Origin of the sequence: Campylobacter upsaliensis (assembly GCF_900637395.1) — a bacterium.
In the GTDB taxonomy this organism is placed as follows: Bacteria; Campylobacterota; Campylobacteria; order Campylobacterales; family Campylobacteraceae; genus Campylobacter_D; species Campylobacter_D upsaliensis.
This window is the reverse complement of the sequence record NZ_LR134372.1, coordinates 25,600-43,513: the sequence shown is the minus strand read 5'-3', so window position 1 is coordinate 43,513 and position 17,914 is coordinate 25,600. Positions and strand designations below refer to the sequence as shown.

Sequence of the window (17,914 nt, the reverse complement as noted above, 5' to 3'; positions counted from 1 at the left end):
TTTATAAGCTGCTCTTTACTAGCCACATAAGATTCCTGCGTTTTTCTATGGTATTTTCTTTGAGTTTTATTGTGTGATAATGTTTTAAAATATATTGCTTTGAAAAGATAAGAAAAAGCACTTTTATAGGTGCAAAGGGCTTAGAATCTAGCAAATTTCGCACATTTTTTGGCGTTAAATACACGCCCTCTAGTATGAGATTTTGCTCATTGCAAGTCTCAATAATGCCTTGCACGATATTCCATAAAAATGCGGTGATTTTAGAATCTTCTTCTACGCTAAAAGGCGGATTTTCACCCCTTTTATAAAGCCCATTTTTAAATGATCTAAACTCATATAAGGATAATGATAGATTTCAAGCAACCTTTGTGCCAAAAGCATTTTGCCTGTATGGCTTTCCCCACCGATTAGAATAATCATAATTTTCCTTAACAATATGTTCTTATATGTTCTCTATACTTAGTAATATAGCGTTCCACCTGTGGGTTTTTCACCACATCATTACACATAAAAATCGGCAACCACTCCATACCACAAAACTCGTGTATTTTGCGTAAGTGCAAATACACACCCTCCACCCCCACACCTTCAAAAAAGCCATTAGATTCTATAAAGGCTTCTTTTGGGGCATTCCAAGTTACACTTAGCATTACTTTTTTATCCTGTGCTAGTCCGCCACTGCCATATTTTAAACTTTCATCAGCACGACTTCGCCCATCATTTGCAAACAAAATGCCCACCCCACCAAGATACACCTCATCAATATATTTTTTCACAATCCAAGGCTCACCCATCCACCACGCAGGCATTTGATAAATAATAAGGCTAGATTCTTTAATCTTTGCTATCTCCTCTTGTGGTGTGTAGCCTTTATCAATAATTGTCTCTAGCACCTTATAGCCCTTAGATTCTAGCTCCTCTTTTGCCACACTTTGTAAAGTAGCATTAAGCCTTGTGCCATCATTGCCAAATTTTTTACTGCCATTTATGAGTAATGCTTGCATATTAAATCCTTTTGTGAAATATAAGCGACATTATAAATCCTGACACCTAGTGTTTGTCAAGGGAGAAAATAAAAAAATATATATAATTTTAGAATCCTCTTATATCAAAATGCTTTATCTCACAATCCCTATATTAGATTCTAAAGCCTTTTTAGAATCTTAGCTGGATTTCCGCCTACAATGACATTTGGTGGGACATCTTTAGTTACCACGCTTCCTGTGGCGATGATTGAATTCTCCCCAATGGTAACGCCCGGGCAAATCGTGGCATTTATCCCTATCCACACTCTATCTTTTATCACAATGAGCTTTGTGAAAGTCGCCTTGCGATTGTAGGGGTTAAAATCGTGATTGATTGTGGTAAGACATACCTTTGGGGCGATAAACACATCATCACCGATTGTAATCCCGCCCCTATCCATAAAAGTGCAAGAGCTATTCATAAAGAAGTTTTGCCTACCTTGATATTGCGTCCAAAATCTGTATAAAAAGGCGGGAATATCCAAGTGCTAGAATCCACTTCATAGCCTACAATCTCGCTAAAAACAGCCCTTAGCGAATCTTTATCTAGCTTTTGTGTGTTTTCTATAACGGCTAAAATCTGTGAGAAATCCTTATCATCAGGGCTTATTAACTCCCCATTTATATCCAAAATATCTCTATCTGTGCTTGGCGTAGCGTTTGTTGTAGCTTTTGCTTTATTTATATCCTGCATAATCACTTCCTTTTCTCTGCTTGTTTAATCGCTTGCAAATACTCTGTATCGCTTAGTTTATCGCCCCATATCACATTAGAATCCTTATCATATTGCGTTAGGGCGATATGTGTGCCGCTAGATTCTAGCCCAGCTCCGTGCCAATGCTCTACATTCGGCGGACAAGAAATGCTCTCCCCTACTTCTGCTTTGTGGATAATGCCATCTTTTGTGCCTGTGTAAATCACACCTTGCGTTACGATAAGTGTCTGTCCAGCGGGGTGAGTATGCCAAGCACTCCTAGCCTTTGGGCTAAAATGCACCTTTGCACCGCTAAAATCTCGCCACGCATTTTTCTCAAAAAGCATTGTAACTCCAACTTCACCACTAAAGATTCTAGAATCTCCTTTCATCTCTGTTGCATCTTTTGTAATCTCTTGCATATTTGTCTCCTTTGAGTATTTGATAGAATCTAAGCTTTTAAGCAAATATTAGATTCTAAAATAAAAGCATAAAGCCTGACACCTAGTGTCTGTCAAGGGGAAAATGCAAGATTTTTGAACTTATTTAGACTAGGGCTTGAAAGCGGCTAGAATTTCAAAGTTAGGTTTAAGGCTAAGGAAATATAGCCTATTTGACTAAGGGCGATTTAGCAGTAGCTTAGCACTGCTTTTCGCACTCTTTATAATCCCTACTTTGTGGGTTAAAGGTATCTACGCCCTTTTCTATCATCTCATCATATAGCCCAATTTTTGTCTCTAGCTTTTGTGAAATCTCTTGCAATGAAGCGATATGTGCTTGTAAATTTGCATAGCTTTTTTGCAATAATGCCCTGCGTTTTGGTGCAGTTTTAATGCCTCCACTCAAAGCCTCCGCATACTCTCTAATTTCTTTCAAGCTCATTCCACACTGCCTAAGCCACTCTATCCACTTCACCCACTCCATATCACTTTTTGCAAAGTAACGCACCCCATTTTCATCGCGTTCCACAAAGGGAAATAGCCCCTTATCAAGCCAGAATCTAATCTTTCTTGAAGGGATATTTATCATTCTCTCAACTTCTATGATTGTATATGCCATTTGCTATCCTTTTTGTAATTGTATTTAAAGAATATTATTTAATTTAATTGAATTTCATTTGTAAAATTTAAATATAATCCTTACAAAAATTTAAGGATATTTTATGCTTCAAACTTGCATTTTTCCCGCTGCGGGCTATGGCACACGCTTTTTACCAGCAACTAAGGCTTTACCAAAGGAGATGCTTCCTATCTTAACTAAGCCTTTGATTCATTATGGAGTTGATGAGGCTTTAGAGGCAGGTATGGACAATATGGGCTTTGTTACAGGGCGTGGAAAGAGGGCTTTGGAGGATTATTTTGACATCTCTTATGAGCTTGAACATCAAATTTCAGGCACGAAAAAGGAGTATTTATTAAGCGAGATTCGCTCTTTAATAAGCCGTTGCACTTTTACTTTTACAAGACAAAATGAAATGAGAGGCTTAGGCGATGCGGTTTTAAAGGGGCGACCTTTGGCGAGTGATGAGGCTTTTGGGGTGATTTTGGCTGATGATTTATGCGTCAATGAAAACGGACAAAATGTAATGGCTCAAATGGTTAAAATTTACGAGAAATACCGCTGCACCATTATCGCCGTGATGGAGGTGGAAAAGGATCAGGTGAGTAATTATGGCGTCATAGCAGGAAATGCCGTGGAGGATAATTTAATTATGGTGCATTCTATGATAGAAAAACCAAGCGTTGAAGAAGCACCGAGTAATTTAGCCATTATAGGGCGTTATATCTTAACGCCTGATATTTTTGGCATTTTAGAAAATACTAAGGCGGGGAAAAACGGCGAAATTCAGCTCACAGACGCCCTTTTAACTCAAGCAACTAATGGTATGGTTTTAGCCTATAAATTTGAGGGAAAACGCTTTGACTGCGGTAGTGTTGATGGATATGTCGAAGCGACAAATTATTTTTACAAGAAAAGTTTATGCTAGAAAATACCCTTTTTTTTAAAAAAACAAGCCTAGAGAAGATAGACGCTTACGCTAGACGCATTAATGACGAGCAAGAAAGTGGCGATGTGGGCTATTATCACCTGCATAAAATGGGCGAGACTTTGATAGAAGAAAGCTTGGAATTTATCTCTCAAAAAGCTTATGTTAAAAAGGTCGTTTTAGTCGGTATGGGCGGGTCAAGTTGTGGAGTAAAAGCCCTTAAAGACTTACTTTTTGACGAAAAAGATAATGATAGAGAGCTTTTAATACTTGATAATACCTCTTCGCATTCTGTCAGTCAAATTTTAAAGCAAGTCAAGCTTGAGGAGAGTCTTTTCATCATCACAAGTAAGACAGGTAGCACGGTCGAGGTAATTAGCCTTTTTAAACTCATCATCGCACATTTTAATTTAAATTTAAACGAACTTCATAAGTATTTTGTTTTTATCACTGATGAAAATTCAAATTTGCATAAAGAGGGCGAGAGTTTGGGGATAAAATGCTTTTTTATCCCACAAAATGTCGGTGGGCGTTTTAGCATTTTATCTGCTGTGGGCATTGTGCCACTTTGCTTTTGTGGCTATAATGCCAAAGCACTTTTAAAGGGAGCGGAAGCTTGCTTTGAGGACTTTTTCTCGCATAAAAAAGATGTGATTTTGCAAAAGGCTTATCATTACTGCACGCATAAAAGTGCAAACATTAATGTGCTTTTTTCTTATAGTGATGCTTTTAAGGGCTTTAATGAGTGGTATATCCAGCTCATCGCTGAAAGTCTTGGCAAAAAGCAAGGCTATAAAAGACTAGGTTTAACGCCCATAGCTCTCATCGGTGCTAGAGATCAGCATAGTTTCTTGCAGCTTATAATGGACGGACCGAAAAATAAAACCATAACTTTTTTAAAAATTAAGGATAGTCAAAAAGCCCCACTTATCCCTGATATTCATTTTAAATTTCTAGATTCTTTGAGTAATGGCGTGAATTTACACGAGCTTTTAAACGCCCAGTGCGATGCGACTATGCACGCCTTGTGTGCGGAGAATTTAAGTGTCGATGTGATAGAGCTTGAGAGGCTTGATGCGTGGCATTGTGGGTATTTGATGTATTATTATGAGCTTTTTACTTCGGCGTGTGGGCTTATGCTTGGAATTAATACTTACGATCAGCCCGGAGTTGAGGTTGGAAAGCTTATTTTAAAAAATTTATTAAGGAAATAAAATTTTTTTAATTAATAATAATTATTATTTAAGAATTCAATGCTATAATTTTACAAATCTTAAAAAGGAGACAAAATGTCAGTAACAAAACAATTATTACAATTACAAGCGGATGCGCATAGCTTGTGGATTAAATTCCACAATTATCACTGGAATGTTAAGGGACTTCAGTTTTTTTCTATCCACGAATATACAGAAAAAGCTTATGAAGAGTTAGCCGAACTTTTTGACGCTTGTGCGGAGAGAGCTTTACAGCTTGGAGAAAAGGCTATCGTTTGCCCTAAGGTTTTGCTAGAAAATGCTAAGGCTCCAAAAGCGGAAAAAGACTGCTTTACCCCGCTTGAGATTTTAGAGCTTGTAAAAAAAGATTATGAATATCTCTTAAGTGAATTTAAAAAGCTCAATGAAGAAGCAGAAAAAGCCGCAGATACTACAACAGCGGCTTTCGCACAAGAAAATATCGCTAAGTATGAAAAAAGTCTTTGGATGCTTAAGTCAAGCCTAGCCTAAGCGGAGTTTAACTCCGCTTACACAGGCATAACGCGTATATTTGGACTAAGCTCTTCTTGCAAGACGCTTTCTATCGCGTAAAGAGTCGCTCCACTCCCACTAGAACAGCCACTACAAGCCCCTAAATAACGGATATAAATATCAATAGCCCCTCCCTCAGCTTTTTGTAAATCTATAACTTCCATATCGCCACCATCTCCTTGAAGCATAGGACGAATTTCCGTATCCAATACAGCTTCAACAGCTTTAAGTTGTCCCACCATAGTCATTTCATCAAAAGCAACATTATCTTTTGTAGAATTTTTCAAACGCTCCTTATCCATTTCGGCTCTAGTTTGTGCCAAAATATCGACTAGATAATACTCTCTAGCCTCGTGTCCGCCGGGTTTAATACAGGATTTACAAAAAGCTCCAGCCTTAGTGTATTGCGTGATTTCTTCGACACTATGAAGGTCATTAAGCCTAATGACTTCTTTGATTGTCCCAAGACTGATTCTAGCACATTCACAAACTATAATTTGCTCTTCAAAATCTTCAGGAGACACGCCTTTGTAAGTCGCTGCTGCTTGCTTAATCACATCATAAGCCATAACCGAGCAGTGCATTTTTTGTGGTGGCACGGCAGGGGTATTTGGCTCATCACGCATTGCAAACTCGACATCTAAATTTGTGATTTTTACGGCTTCATCGACTTTTTTACCTATGCAAAGTTCCGCCATAGTATCGCTACTTGCGATTGCCGTTCCACAGCCAAAGCTTTTAAATCTCGCATCGATAATAGTGTCCGTTTTTTCATCGACAAGCCAAAAAAGTCTCACCGCATCGCCGCAGCTTTCTGCACCAAAATCTGCCACAATCAGTTTTGCGTCTCTATTTTTCGCATCTTCTTCGTTAAATTCACCCATAAATTTAGGATGATTCATTCTATCTTGCACTTTTTGAGAGTATTCGTCCCAAATGGAACCACCGATTAGATTATTTTTAGCCATTGTTTTTCCTTATTTATAATTGTTTGGATTATAAGCGTAAGTGCTTGAAATTGCCCTTAGGCGTTTAGCGGCGGCTTTGATTTGAGTCGCTGCGTAGTCTATCTCTTCCTCCGTGTTAAAACGCGATAAAGAAAGCCTTAAAGCTGTATGAGCAAGGTCGTTTTCAGCACCTATGGCTTCCATTATAGGATTGCTTTCCAAATCTTCACTCGCACAGGCTGATCCCGTGCTAGCGGCTATGCCATTTTTATTTAAATCCCATAGCATCGCTTCGCCTTCGACTCCTTTTATGCTTGCTAAAATGGTATTTGGGACGCGGTTTTTTCTATCTCCTACGACACTAGTATCTTCTATGCTCAAAACAGCGTCTTCGAGCTTATCTCTTAAGCGGCGTATGTGAGAGTCTTCGAAATTTAACATAGAATTTGCTATGCGTAAAGCTTCTGCCATAGCCACGATATAAGGAACATTTAGCGTTCCACTTCGCCGTCCTCCCATATGCTCACCCCCGTGTAAAAGCGGAGTGAGTTTTAAACCTTTTTTGATGAAAAGTCCGCCCACGCCCTTTGGTCCGTGGAATTTATGTGCTGAAAAAGAGGCAAAATCGACCCCACTTTGCCTTAAATCAACTTTGATTTTCCCTACTGCTTGTGTGGCGTCTGTGTGAAATAATGCACCAAATTCGTGGCTAAGTTCTGCCATTTCTTTGATGGGAAAAATCATACCTGTTTCGTTATTTGCCCACATTACGCTCACAAGGGCAGTTTTATCGCTTATCACTTCTCTTAAATGCTCTACGCTTGAGACGCCTTCGCTATTAACGGGCAATTCAATGACTTTAACGCCAAGGCTTTTTAGAAAATGTGCCGCCCCAGAAACAGCAGGATGCTCTACACTTGAGATGATAATCTCATCGCGTTCTTTATCTAAAATATAGTCAAAATAAGCACTTTTTAGCACCCAATTAATACTTTCAGTCGCACAGGAAGTGATGACAATGTCATCTAAATCACTCGCTCCAAGCCCTTCATAAAGCTTATCCATAGCTGCTCTTAAGGCTGGGTGAGTTAAGCTACCCCACTGGTGCAAACTATTTGGATTGCCATAACTTTCTCTAAGATAAGGCAACATCAGCTCTAAGGCACTATGGTCGAGCATTGTTGTTGCGTTATTGTCTAAATAAACCTTCATTAAAATAACTCCTTTATTTAGGACATATTAAGTCTTTTTAAAGTGGATAATAGCAAAAATTTATAAAATCTTGTTTAAATTTTGCCTTTGTTGAGGAAATTTTCTTCATAAAATTGGGCGATTTTATAATCCTCTTTGGCTGTGTGTTTGAAAATTAAATCCGTTACGACATTTTCTATTTTTCTTGACATAGTGTTTAAAATTTTAGCTTCCGTGATGATGATTTCTTCAATTTCTAAGATGATTTTGCGGTGAATTTTTTGTGTTCGCTTAAATTTGGATAATTGATTTGCAGCATAAATTCTTCTTCATCGACAAAATGCCTATTCATAAATGAAAGCAATTCTCTCAAAAAAGGCTTAAGTTCTTTAGAATACACAAAGGAAGAATTTAAATGCGTGATTCTTTTAGCGAGTTCGTAAAGCTCTTTATGCTGGGCATCTAAAAGCTTATTATGCATAGTTAAGGATTCTAGACGATACAATTTTTTCCTTGAAATTTAGAAAATTGAAAAGGGCGGATCATATCTTTTCTTCGCTTAAAAATTCATCACATCTAAATAGGAACTGACGATTTTATTAAAATTTGCTATTTTCTGGCGGCGTTCTAAAAAATTCTCTGCTTCTTTAGCTCTTTGCAAATTGATATTTTCTAAATTTTCATTTTGACTTTTAAAGTCTCTTGCCATAGACTCAAAGTCTTCTCTAACCCCATCGCTATAAAGCTTAAAAATGGAACTAGAATTTGCAAATTCTCTCAAATTCATCTCTTTTTGATAATTGATATATTGTTGAAAAAATACGGAAAGTTTATCTTGTGAAGTCGTTTTTTTATCTACTCCATTGACATAAAGATAAAGATCAAAGCTCATTTTTTCTTCGTTATTATCCTTGATAAAATCTTCTGTTTTTAGCTCACCTTTTAAAATTTTATATAAATTTTGATGGGAATTAAGGTCTAAATTTGCAGGTTTCATAAAAAAATTTGCTTCTTTTTCGTTTGTTTCTTTGATATTGTGATAAGTAAAATTCATTAAAAGTCCCGTTTTAGAAACCTCGCCATTTTTACTAAGATAAGGCTTTAAAATTTTATTTGATGAGGTGTTGCTTAGAGCTTTGTCAAATTGAAAACTTGTGATTTTATTATCCAAAAAGAGGGTGTTTAAAGAGCTTATTTCTTTTTGAGCTCTAATAAGGGCTTCTTGATGAGGATATACACGGATAATTGCATCATTAAATTCCCCACTCATAGTGGAAAATCCAGCCTTTAAAGAAGAAATTTGAGAACGATTTAAGCTCACATCATCTTCGCTTTTAAATTCCTCATTTAAAGATTTTAAAGCGTTATAATGCTCGTTTAAAAGTTTAGGAAGGTCGATTTGATTATGATTAATTTGCTCTGTTTTGACGATTTCTTTGGCGATTAAACGCACGCTATTAATGTGTATAGCGTAATTTTGCGGAAGATTGGCGATTTGATTTAAGTCCTTTTCAAAAAAGCCTTTTTCATCGATTCTAAAGCCAAATTCGCTACTATAAGTTTGTTTATAATTCGTATGAAAGCTTTGTTCTAATTCTTGCTTTTGCTCTGTTTTAGCCTCCGTTTCTTTTTGCTCTAAATTTGCTAAATTGAGATGAGAGGGGGCGAAATTTTGGTAATTGTTTGTTGAATTAATTATCATTGTTGCTCTTTTCAAATTGATTGCTTTAATCATCAAGCAAAAAATGTGCCAAGTTAAATTTCAAAGCTTAAGCCCAAAAAAAGCAAAGCTTTAGTATAATTCGCCCTTTCATTATGAAAAAATTAAACCAAAGGAAAGCGTATGCCAAAGATGAAAAGCGTTAAAAGCGCAGTTAAACGCTTCAAAGTAGGTAAAAACAAGATCAAAAGAGGCTCGGCATTTCGTAGTCATATTTTGACAAAAAAGCCTGCAAAGAGAATGCGCGACTTAAGAACAGCTAAATATGTGCATAGCACAAATGTAAAAGCTGTGGAGAAAATGCTAGGAATTTAAGTTTTTGACTTCGGTCATTCAAGCTCCCCTTAAAAATTTAAGGGCAAGTTCCAAATTTGGACGCCACTTTATGAAAGGAAATAAAAATGGCAAGAGTAAAAACAGGCGTGGTAAGACGCCGCAGACATAAAAAAGTTTTAAAATTAGCGCGTGGTTTTTATAGCGGACGCCGTAAGCATTTTAGAAAAGCTAAAGAGCAATTAGAAAGAAGTTTAGTTTATGCTTATCGTGATAGACGCCGTAAAAAAAGAGATTTTCGCCGTCTTTGGATTGTGCGTATCAATGCAGCTTGTAGGCTAAATGATTTAAGTTATTCTAAATTTATCAATGGTCTTAAAAAAGCGGGTATTGAGCTTGATAGAAAAATTTTAGCCGATTTGGCTATGAATGACGCAGCAGCTTTTGCTAAGATAGCAGACGCCGTTAAAAAAGCTCTATAATCTTTTATCCAAGTCTAACTTGGATAAATTCTTACAACTTTAATTAACAAAATTAAGCTATAATCATTTTTTAGAATTTTCCTAATAAGGATAAAAAATGGATATGAACGAGCTTTTGCTTCAAAGCGTAGAAAGCTTACCTCCCCTACCAGACACTGTTAATAAGCTTAGAGCTTACATCGATGAAGCGGGTGCTGAGATTGAGACGGAAAAAGTTGCGGAGATTATTTCTGGCGACCCACTTTTAATGGCAAAGCTTTTGCAACTTGTCAATTCCCCTTTTTATGGTTTTAAAAGTGAGATAACGACCATCACACAAGTTATAACCTTGCTTGGCATAGGAAATATTAAAAATGTAGTTTTAGCAAATTCTATTAAAGATAATTTTAAAATCGATCTTAGCCCTTATGGTTTAAACACTGAGGATTTTTTAAATTCTTGCAATGAAGAGGTCAATTTCATCACAAATTGGCTTAATGATGAGGATAAAAAGCTCTCCTACACTCTTGTGCCTTGCGTGATGCTTTTAAGGCTTGGTATGGTTGTATTTTCTCATTTTCTTATACAAAATAAGAAAGATAAGGAATTTTTAGAAAGGCTTAAAGCGGCTAATTTTTCTAACATTTCTTTAATTGAAAACGAATTTTTAGGTGTGGATAGTCTCTCATTTTTAGGCTTTTTGCTTCATAGGTGGAATTTTGATGAGAGTTTGATTGAAAGTGTTTGCTACATCAATTCTCCTCACGCTGCTTCTGATAATGTGAAAAAATCTGCCTATGTTTTGTCTATTACCAATCATCTTTTCGCACCTTATCACGGCTCTTCGCCTTTTAATGTCGAGGCAGTCATAGCTCTAATGCAAGAAGCAAAAAATGGCGGCGTATCTTTTGATATGGATAATTTCATCGCAAAGCTTCCTGAAAAAGCACGCAACAATATCAATAAGGGCTAGCCATTTTGGCTAGTTTGCGATGAAAAGTCTTATTTTACCTCCTAATGAATTTTTAGATCATTATGTTTTAAATGTCGAATTTTCTCATTTTGCAAATATTTCTAAAAATGCCTATAAATTTTGGAAAAAAGCCGAGATAGGCAGGTATCAAGGCACGAGAATTGTTTTCTTGCATAAAAACTGCATTTTAGAAAAGCATCAAAATGCCCTTAAGCAATGCACGGATCTAAGTGGTTTTGTGTTAGCAAGTGCTTTTTGCTCCTTTACGACACTTTCCCCCTCTCATTTAGTTGAGAAAAATAATTCCGCCATTTATAAACTTTTGGAGCTTAAAGAGCTTTTTGGGGTTAAATTTGTGAACTTAAAGAAATTTTATGATTTTTTAAAGCTTGATTATCATCAACACATTTATATAGAAAAGTGCCATTTTTTTAGCCCCACGCCATTAGAAAGGCGTATTAAAATTACGCCAAGTTTATGCGTGGGCTATTATTAAAATTTAGCTAATTTTTGATACATAAAAGCCGTTAAAAAAGCCACAAAACCTAAAAATAAAATGTAAAATCCAAGAGAAAAACGCAAAGCATTATCCAAATTTTGCAAAGCAAAAGTATGCAAGAAAAAGGCAAGCTGCGGGGTAAATCCTCCAGCTAAAGCGTAGGCGAGATTATAGCCTAGAGAAAGTCCGGAAAATTTGATTTTAGGGTCAAAAATTTCACTCATTATCATAGGGCAGAGATTAACTATCCCTCCAAAAAAACAAGCCAAAAGATACCATTTTGTAACGCTATTAAGGCTAGAATTTGGTGCGTAAAGAGTGCTAAAATAGATGAAATTAAAAACGATAAGTCCTAAGGCAAATAAAATGCAAGTCTTTGCAACGCCGATTTTATCACCCAAAATTCCGCTAAAAACGCAACCTGCGCAAAGCGAAACGATACCTAGCATTTGCAAATAGCTTTGTTCGATTTTATCGATTTGAAGCATTGCACTCATATAGCTTGGTAAAAGCAAGATTAAAATGACAACACACCCCGTTAAAACCCAAGTGATAAGCATAGAGCAAATTACACTAAGCTTCGCTCTTTTAAAAACCTCTTTAAGTGGGAATTTTTCTAAGTTTTGCTCTCTTTTCATCTCTTCAAAGATAGGTGTTTCGCTTAAAAATTTTCTAAGATATACAGAAATAATGCCAAAAATTCCTCCTAAGAAAAACGGCACTCTCCAAGCCCACTCAAAAAGCTCTTCTTGAGTGTAAATTTTATTCATCATCAAAAATACCAAACTTCCAAGCAAAATTCCACCACAAACAGAAGCAGTTAAAATGCCTAAATAGGTGTGTCGTTGATGATATGGGGCGTGTTCGTAGGTAAAGACCCAAGCACCGGGTAATTCCCCACCTATGGCTATGCCTTGCAAGACTCTCACAAGCACCAAAAGCACGATGCAAGTATAACCTAGAGTTTCAAAACCTGGTATAAAAGCTAAAGAAAAAGTAGGGATCACCATAAGTAAAATGCTTAACATAAACATATTTTTACGCCCAAATTTATCGCCAAAATGTGCCATAACTATCCCACCCAAAGGACGCGCTAAGTATCCAGCCGCAAAAATGCCGTAAGTGTTAAATAATTTCCAAAACTCACTTAAATTTTCAGGGAAAAAATTCTTAGAAATATAAGCAGCAAAAAAGACAAAAATGATAAAATCATAAAATTCTAAAGTTCCGCCCAAAGAGGAAAGAGCGAGAGTTTTAAAGTGTTTTCTTTTTAAAGTTTGCATTAGTCCACCTCGTAAAAATCGTCATTTTCTTCATCATCAAATTCGTAATCATCTTCATCATAATTATAAGAATTATGCGAATTCCTAACTTCTTCTTCATCATCAAATTCTTCGAAATTTTCTTTCTCATCGTTCCAAGACATTTTTACTCCTTAATTTAAAAAAGTGTATTTTAGCTTAAATTTCATTAAATTTGCTATAATTTTGCATTTTTTTAAGGAAAATGATGAATTTAACCCACCTAGATGAGAAAAATCGTCCCAAAATGGTCGATGTGAGTGAGAAAAATGACACGCTAAGAATCGCAAAGGCTAGCGGTAAAATCACGATGAGTAAAGAGGCTTTTGAGGCGGTTAAAACTAATAGTGCCAAAAAGGGTCCCGTGCTTCAAACGGCGATTATAGCGGCGATTATGGGAGCGAAGAAAACGAGCGATTTGATCCCTATGTGCCATCCTTTAATGCTTTCTAAGGTCGAAACCGACATCATCGAGCTTGAAAAGGAGTGTGCCTTTAAGCTTATCGTAAGTGTGAAATGCGAGGGCAAAACAGGCGTAGAAATGGAAGCTTTAACGGCTGTAAGTGTTGGACTTTTAACAATTTATGATATGGTTAAGGCTATTGATAAAATGATGTGCCTTGATGAAATTATGCTTTTAAGCAAGGAAGGTGGCAAAAGTGGTCAATTTGTGCGATTTTAAGCAAGAACCTATTATTAATTACCCTACTTTCTGGGATTTTAAGGTCATACTTGAGCGTGAAGAGAGGGCAGGAGAGCTTTTTGAAAGCATTTTAAAGCAGAGGGAATTTAAATATAAGGCTTCAAATTCAAGTAAAAATGGTAAATATCAAAGCTATTTATTAAGCGTTTATGTGGATAGTAAGGAAGATAGGCTTTCTATTTTTGCAAAACTTAAAGAAAAATCTAAATTTGTATTGTAGAAAGGCAAACGATGAAAAATACCCTAATGATTTTTGAAAATTCTTTGTCAAATTTAAGCCCTGAAAATGTGAAGGAAATTTTGGAGGATTTAAGTTTTAATTTAGTCTATAAGCAAGAAAATCAAAAAGCAAATGCCCTAAATGAACTTTTACTAGGCTTTTTAGACATTTTGAAAAAGCTTGGTTTGTTTGATGAAGAAAATATAACAAAGGTGATTAAAGCGATGGTTAGGGCTAACACTAAGGACGCACAAAATTCGCTTTATGCTCTTATAGCGGAAGCGGAGAGACTTGAGGGGCAAATAGAAAATTATAAAATTTCTTTGAAAAATCAAATCAGCCATCGCTTTTTAGAATTTGAAAAAATATTACAAGAGTCAAATTTCAAAAATGAGTTTTCTAAGGGGCTTGATGGGGCAATTTTATTTGACATTGAGATGTTAGGCATTTTGAAAGAAACAGCCGAAAGTGCCTTTTTAACGACACTTGAAAAGGGTGAGGATATAGAGCTAACGAGCGAGGAGATTGCTAAAAATTTGGTCTATAATGCCATTTGTGAGTCGCATTTTGAAAAAGAAAGAATTTTGCAAATTTCAAGCCTTGTTTTAAATGTGGTGTTTGAGCTTGCAAATGAAAGCATAGTTTTTGCCAAAGACTTGGTTTTAGGAGCGGTTAGAGGTGTGAGTGATGGCATTAGTTTGGGGATAGAAAAATTTAAAAATTCTCTTACTTTCATCGAATTTGAGGAGGAAATTCGACTTAAAAGTAAAGAATTAATCGGCATTGAGGACGATTTTGTATCCTTGTTAAAAACAGAGGCAAAAAAGCAAAAAAACCCTTCAAAAGAGCTAATTGAGCGTTTAATCGAAGAGGAGTTTGATAGCATTTTTGCCAAACTTAAACGCTTTGCAAATGAAAATAGAGAGCAAATAAACTTCTTTTTGGTGGAACTTAAGAAAAATCCTAAAATCAATGACTTTAATGAATTTGCACAAAGAAAGATGAACGATTTAAATGCGAATTTTTTAAAATTAGAAAAAAGAACAAGCGAAAAATATAAAAATTTAAATATTAAAAAAGCTAAAAATTTGGGTTTTAGACTATGGGAGAGGGCGAAAAAATTTATCCATAAAAAAAATTAATATAAAGTAAATAATAAAAACTATTTTCAAATTTTTTAAATAAAATTTAAATACAATATTTATCCTAAATTTAATTTCAATACAAGAAGGATAGGTATGGTAAAACAAGGGAAATTAGGGAGTGTATCTTCAAAACTAACACTTTATGTTGGGATTTTGATTGTAATTATTTTAAGCATCACAAGTGCTGTAGCTTATTTTGGCTCTAAAGAAAATAGCTTTAGACTCCTTAAGGAATCGCAATTTAAATTAATGGACGATACCTTAAAGACTTTTAATAGGATTTAAAAGAAATGCTATGACCGTTCTAGCCTCTCAAATAGGACATTTGGACGAAGACGAAATTTATGAGTTACTTGAAATGACACTTAAAACGGCAGAATTTGGCGAAGTTTTCTTTGCAAGTGAGCAAAATGCTAAAACTTACCTTTCAAATCGCACTTCACTTAGCCTTAAGCAACTTGATTTCAAAACAAGACCTTGGTATGAAAAAACTAAACAAGAAGATAAGCTAATCGCCACCGAACCTTATAAAAATGCAACAGATGGCAAAACAGTCATCACTTATACCGTGTCAGTTATCCATAATGGCACATTTGTCGGTATAGTGGGTGGAGATTTGAATTTAGCAGCGATTTCTGACCAAATTTTAATGATGGGACGCACTGCGGAGTCGTATTCTCAAGTGATTAGTCCTAATGGTGATATACTTTTCCACGAAGAAGAAGAGAAAATTTTAAGCAAAACAACTTTAAGTAAAAATATTGCTAATGCAATTAAGGCAAATCCACATCTTTTAGATGATGATAATGACGATACTTTATTTTATGTCAAAGGTAATGATGGTAAAGCACAGGCGGTAATGTGCGATTTAACCTTTAATCCTTATTTTAGAATTTGCACCATTACAGCTGAAAGTAGTTGTTCTAAAGCGAGTAATAAAATTTTGTTTCAACAAGTTATTTCTGGTTTAGTGGCTATCATCGTAGCACTTCTTTTGGTAAGAATTTTAATTGCTAGAAATTTATATCCACTCAACTCCATCCAATCCGGTCTCAACTCCTTCTTTGATTTCATCAATCATAAAACACAAGACATCTCTACCATTAGCATTAAAACAAGCGATGAATTTGGTCAAATGGCAGCTGCTATTAACGAAAACATCAAAGCCACCAAAGAAGGCTTAGACCAAGATAAACAAGCTGTAAAAGAAAGTGTTACCACAGTAGGCATAGTCGAAAACGGAGATTTAACAGCAAGAATCACAGCTAATCCTAGAAACCCACAACTCATAGAACTTAAAAGCGTTCTTAATAATCTCCTTGATGTCTTACAAACTAAAGTGGGTAAAGATATGAATAAAATTCATTCTATCTTTGAAGAATTTAAAAGCCTAGACTTTAGACACAAAATAGAAAATGCAAGCGGTAGTGTAGAAGTAACCACTAATGCCTTAGGCGAAGAAATCATCAAAATGCTTAAACAAAGCTCTGATTTTGCAAATTCTTTAGCCAATGAAAGCTCCAAACTTCAAAACGCTGTGCAAAACCTTACTACAAGTTCAAATTCTCAAGCTGCTTCTTTAGAAGAAACTGCTGCTGCTTTAGAAGAGATAACCTCCTCTATGCAAAATGTTTCTCAAAAAACAAGTGATGTTATCGCTCAAAGTGAAGATATTAAAAATGTAACAAGCATTATAGGTGATATAGCTGATCAAATCAATCTTCTAGCTCTTAATGCTGCCATAGAAGCTGCAAGAGCAGGAGAACACGGAAGAGGCTTTGCCGTCGTGGCTGATGAAGTAAGAAAACTAGCAGAAAGAACCCAAAAGTCTTTAAGTGAGATAGAAGCAAATACTAATTTACTTGTCCAATCTATCAATGATATGGCAGAAAGCATTAAAGAACAAACTGCTGGTATCACACAGATTAATGAAAGTGTGGCTCAAATAGATCAAACCACTAAGGATAATGTAGAAATTGCTAATGAAAGTGCTATCATCTCTAACACTGTTAGTGATATAGCTAATAATATCCTTGAAGATGTGAAGAAGAAGTTTTAGGTTTGCTTTAAATTTGTAAAATAATTTAATCATAAATAAGGAGCAAAGATGAAAAGAGTTTTAGTTCCACTTGCGGTAGGTTTTGAAGAAGCCGAATTTATAGGCATAGCAGATGTTTTAAAAAGAGCGAGTGCGATGAGTGGGAATTTAGAACTCATCATCGCTTCTTTAGATAGTGAGCTTTGGGTTAAGGGTGCAAATGGCATTTTTATTAAGGCGGAGTGTTCTTTAGAAAGTGTCGATACAAAAAGCCTTGACGCCATAGCCTTGCCGGGTGGTTTTGATGGTATGAATAATCTTAAAAATAATGGCACGATTTTAAGTATCATCAAAAAACTTCATAGCGACAAAAAGATTGTTGCGGCGATTTGTGCTTCGCCCATTGTGTTAAATGAAGCGGGGGTTTTGAGTGCGGAATTTGCTTGTTATCCGGGTTGTGAGACTGGACTTAAGGGACAAAGGCTCGAAAAAGCTGTGCTTGTGAGGGATAATGTTATCACAGGAGCAGGTCCTGCAACGGCGATTTTATTTGGTTTGGAACTTGCAAAAGCACTTTGCGGAGAGGAAATTTATAAGGCTTTATATGAGGGTATGCTTGTGCCTTTAAGTAAGGCTTGATAAGGCGGCTTTAACCGCCTATTTTAATTTTCTTTAATGAGTTTGCTAATCTCCCCAACTTCAGGAAAACGCTCCCCGTCTTTTAAAGCCTTTTTAGAAAAAATGACCTTTTCGTCAAGCTCGACTATAAAATCTCCTCTACCACCGACTTCAAATGAGACTTTCACATCATTAAAGTCCTTTTGCAACTCTTCTGCAACCCTTGCAGCTTGTGGCTTATAGTTTCATATTTGACAATAATAAATTTTAATTTGCATTTTGATCCTTTAAATTTAAAGTTTGAGGATTTTAACGAAAAAAGATAAAAATGCTCTTTAAAATTCTTTAAATTCAGCAAGGATTTTTTATAATCT

At 35.8% G+C, this 17,914-nt stretch carries 25 protein-coding genes and 2 pseudogenes; 13 read left to right on the top strand and 14 right to left on the bottom strand.

The features are described 5' to 3' along the window. Position 1: 1 nt before the first annotated feature. The 7 genes from EL158_RS08640 to EL158_RS00210 form a co-directional block, all read right to left on the bottom strand. Positions 2 to 235, bottom strand: coding sequence for a hypothetical protein (locus EL158_RS08640; protein ID WP_225532263.1), 234 nt, complete (start codon positions 233 to 235; stop codon positions 2 to 4). A 38-nt stretch (positions 236 to 273) separates the two neighbouring features. Beyond that, positions 274 to 420 (bottom strand): hypothetical protein, encoded by a 147-nt coding sequence (locus tag EL158_RS08450; RefSeq protein WP_164715681.1) that lies wholly within the window; start codon positions 418 to 420, stop codon positions 274 to 276. An 8-nt stretch (positions 421 to 428) separates the two neighbouring features. Then, complete coding sequence (locus tag EL158_RS00225) at positions 429 to 1,004, bottom strand: NAD(P)H-dependent oxidoreductase (protein WP_027304733.1); 576 nt, start codon at positions 1,002 to 1,004, stop codon at positions 429 to 431. 140 nt (positions 1,005 to 1,144) lie between these two features. Continuing rightward, positions 1,145 to 1,447: a DapH/DapD/GlmU-related protein gene (locus tag EL158_RS08635; protein ID WP_225532262.1), complete on the bottom strand. Its 303-nt coding sequence runs from the start codon at positions 1,445 to 1,447 to the stop codon at positions 1,145 to 1,147. After that, a complete protein-coding gene (locus EL158_RS08630) occupies positions 1,444 to 1,719 on the bottom strand; it encodes an LbetaH domain-containing protein (RefSeq protein WP_225532260.1) in 276 nt (91 codons plus the stop codon). Before EL158_RS08630 ends, EL158_RS08635 begins: the two co-directional genes overlap by 4 nt. 2 nt (positions 1,720 to 1,721) lie before the next feature. Continuing rightward, positions 1,722 to 2,141 (bottom strand): cupin domain-containing protein, encoded by a 420-nt coding sequence (locus EL158_RS00215; RefSeq protein WP_034956189.1) that lies wholly within the window; start codon positions 2,139 to 2,141, stop codon positions 1,722 to 1,724. 217 nt (positions 2,142 to 2,358) lie between these two features. Further along, positions 2,359 to 2,778 carry a MerR family transcriptional regulator gene (locus EL158_RS00210; protein ID WP_027304735.1) on the bottom strand — a complete coding sequence of 140 codons (420 nt, stop codon included), beginning with the start codon at positions 2,776 to 2,778 and terminating at the stop codon, positions 2,359 to 2,361. A 103-nt stretch (positions 2,779 to 2,881) separates the two neighbouring features. Between EL158_RS00210 and galU the strand changes: the two genes are divergently transcribed. The 3 genes from galU to EL158_RS00195 all read left to right on the top strand — a co-directional run bounded on the left by galU (position 2,882) and on the right by EL158_RS00195 (position 5,430). Beyond that, positions 2,882 to 3,706: a UTP--glucose-1-phosphate uridylyltransferase GalU gene (gene galU / locus EL158_RS00205; RefSeq protein ID WP_004278108.1), complete on the top strand. Its 825-nt coding sequence runs from the start codon at positions 2,882 to 2,884 to the stop codon at positions 3,704 to 3,706. Beyond that, the gene (locus EL158_RS00200) at positions 3,700 to 4,920 is read left to right on the top strand and encodes a glucose-6-phosphate isomerase (RefSeq protein WP_027304736.1); all 1,221 of its coding nucleotides are present in this window, start codon (positions 3,700 to 3,702) and stop codon (positions 4,918 to 4,920) included. The genes galU and EL158_RS00200 overlap by 7 nt, the downstream gene beginning before the upstream one ends. Positions 4,921 to 4,995: 75 nt before the next feature. Next, complete coding sequence (locus tag EL158_RS00195) at positions 4,996 to 5,430, top strand: Dps family protein (RefSeq protein ID WP_027304737.1); 435 nt, start codon at positions 4,996 to 4,998, stop codon at positions 5,428 to 5,430. Between the two features lie 17 nt (positions 5,431 to 5,447). Here the strand turns inward: EL158_RS00195 and EL158_RS00190 are convergent, their stop codons facing one another. The 4 genes and pseudogenes from EL158_RS00190 to EL158_RS00175 form a co-directional block, all read right to left on the bottom strand. Next, the gene (locus EL158_RS00190) at positions 5,448 to 6,419 is read right to left on the bottom strand and encodes an iron-sulfur cluster assembly scaffold protein NifU (protein WP_027304738.1); all 972 of its coding nucleotides are present in this window, start codon (positions 6,417 to 6,419) and stop codon (positions 5,448 to 5,450) included. Positions 6,420 to 6,428: 9 nt separating this feature from the next. Continuing rightward, positions 6,429 to 7,610 (bottom strand): NifS family cysteine desulfurase, encoded by a 1,182-nt coding sequence (locus EL158_RS00185; protein ID WP_027304739.1) that lies wholly within the window; start codon positions 7,608 to 7,610, stop codon positions 6,429 to 6,431. Between the two features lie 74 nt (positions 7,611 to 7,684). Then, positions 7,685 to 8,070: pseudogene (locus EL158_RS00180) on the bottom strand (hemerythrin domain-containing protein). Between the two features lie 78 nt (positions 8,071 to 8,148). Then, a complete protein-coding gene (locus EL158_RS00175) occupies positions 8,149 to 9,291 on the bottom strand; it encodes a Cj0814-related protein (protein ID WP_027304740.1) in 1,143 nt (380 codons plus the stop codon). A 141-nt stretch (positions 9,292 to 9,432) separates the two neighbouring features. Here EL158_RS00175 and rpmI point away from each other — a divergent pair, with 141 nt between their 5' ends. From rpmI to cheQ, 4 genes are all read left to right on the top strand, one after another. After that, positions 9,433 to 9,624, top strand: a complete 192-nt coding sequence (gene rpmI / locus EL158_RS00170; protein WP_002777995.1) for a 50S ribosomal protein L35 — start codon at positions 9,433 to 9,435, stop codon at positions 9,622 to 9,624. Between the two features lie 86 nt (positions 9,625 to 9,710). Continuing rightward, a complete protein-coding gene (gene rplT, locus EL158_RS00165; protein ID WP_004276008.1) occupies positions 9,711 to 10,064 on the top strand; it encodes a 50S ribosomal protein L20 in 354 nt (117 codons plus the stop codon). A gap of 97 nt (positions 10,065 to 10,161) precedes the next feature. After that, complete coding sequence (cheP, locus tag EL158_RS00160) at positions 10,162 to 11,016, top strand: cheVAW transcriptional regulator CheP (RefSeq protein ID WP_027304741.1); 855 nt, start codon at positions 10,162 to 10,164, stop codon at positions 11,014 to 11,016. A 19-nt stretch (positions 11,017 to 11,035) separates the two neighbouring features. Further along, entirely contained in the window at positions 11,036 to 11,512 is a 477-nt protein-coding gene (gene cheQ / locus EL158_RS00155) for a cheVAW transcriptional regulator CheQ (RefSeq protein ID WP_004276006.1), read from the top strand. On the opposite strand, the gene EL158_RS00150 is transcribed toward cheQ, so the two are convergent. Further along, a complete protein-coding gene (locus EL158_RS00150; RefSeq protein ID WP_027304742.1) occupies positions 11,509 to 12,798 on the bottom strand; it encodes an MFS transporter in 1,290 nt (429 codons plus the stop codon). The two genes, cheQ and EL158_RS00150, sit on opposite strands and share 4 nt — an antisense overlap. Continuing rightward, the gene (locus EL158_RS00145) at positions 12,798 to 12,941 is read right to left on the bottom strand and encodes a highly acidic protein (RefSeq protein ID WP_027304743.1); all 144 of its coding nucleotides are present in this window, start codon (positions 12,939 to 12,941) and stop codon (positions 12,798 to 12,800) included. The genes EL158_RS00150 and EL158_RS00145 overlap by 1 nt, the downstream gene beginning before the upstream one ends. Before the next feature lie 83 nt (positions 12,942 to 13,024). Here EL158_RS00145 and moaC point away from each other — a divergent pair, with 83 nt between their 5' ends. The 6 genes and pseudogenes from moaC (at position 13,025) to EL158_RS00115 (ending at position 17,561) form a co-directional block, all read left to right on the top strand. Then, positions 13,025 to 13,498 (top strand): cyclic pyranopterin monophosphate synthase MoaC, encoded by a 474-nt coding sequence (gene moaC, locus EL158_RS00140; protein ID WP_027304744.1) that lies wholly within the window; start codon positions 13,025 to 13,027, stop codon positions 13,496 to 13,498. After that, positions 13,476 to 13,739 carry an HP0495 family protein gene (locus tag EL158_RS00135; RefSeq protein WP_027304745.1) on the top strand — a complete coding sequence of 88 codons (264 nt, stop codon included), beginning with the start codon at positions 13,476 to 13,478 and terminating at the stop codon, positions 13,737 to 13,739. Before moaC ends, EL158_RS00135 begins: the two co-directional genes overlap by 23 nt. A gap of 11 nt (positions 13,740 to 13,750) precedes the next feature. Further along, positions 13,751 to 14,881, top strand: coding sequence for a hypothetical protein (locus EL158_RS00130; protein WP_027304746.1), 1,131 nt, complete (start codon positions 13,751 to 13,753; stop codon positions 14,879 to 14,881). Positions 14,882 to 14,977: 96 nt separating this feature from the next. After that, on the top strand, positions 14,978 to 15,169 hold the full coding sequence (locus EL158_RS08915; protein WP_027304747.1) for a hypothetical protein: 192 nt from the start codon (positions 14,978 to 14,980) through the stop codon (positions 15,167 to 15,169). Between the two features lie 175 nt (positions 15,170 to 15,344). Next, positions 15,345 to 16,943: pseudogene (locus EL158_RS00120) on the top strand (methyl-accepting chemotaxis protein); the annotation flags it as partial. A gap of 48 nt (positions 16,944 to 16,991) precedes the next feature. Further along, a complete protein-coding gene (locus tag EL158_RS00115) occupies positions 16,992 to 17,561 on the top strand; it encodes a DJ-1 family glyoxalase III (protein WP_027304799.1) in 570 nt (189 codons plus the stop codon). A 23-nt stretch (positions 17,562 to 17,584) separates the two neighbouring features. On the opposite strand, the gene EL158_RS00110 is transcribed toward EL158_RS00115, so the two are convergent. Continuing rightward, positions 17,585 to 17,818 (bottom strand): SelT/SelW/SelH family (seleno)protein, encoded by a 234-nt coding sequence (locus tag EL158_RS00110; RefSeq protein WP_257425461.1) that lies wholly within the window; start codon positions 17,816 to 17,818, stop codon positions 17,585 to 17,587. Positions 17,819 to 17,914 lie beyond the last annotated feature (96 nt).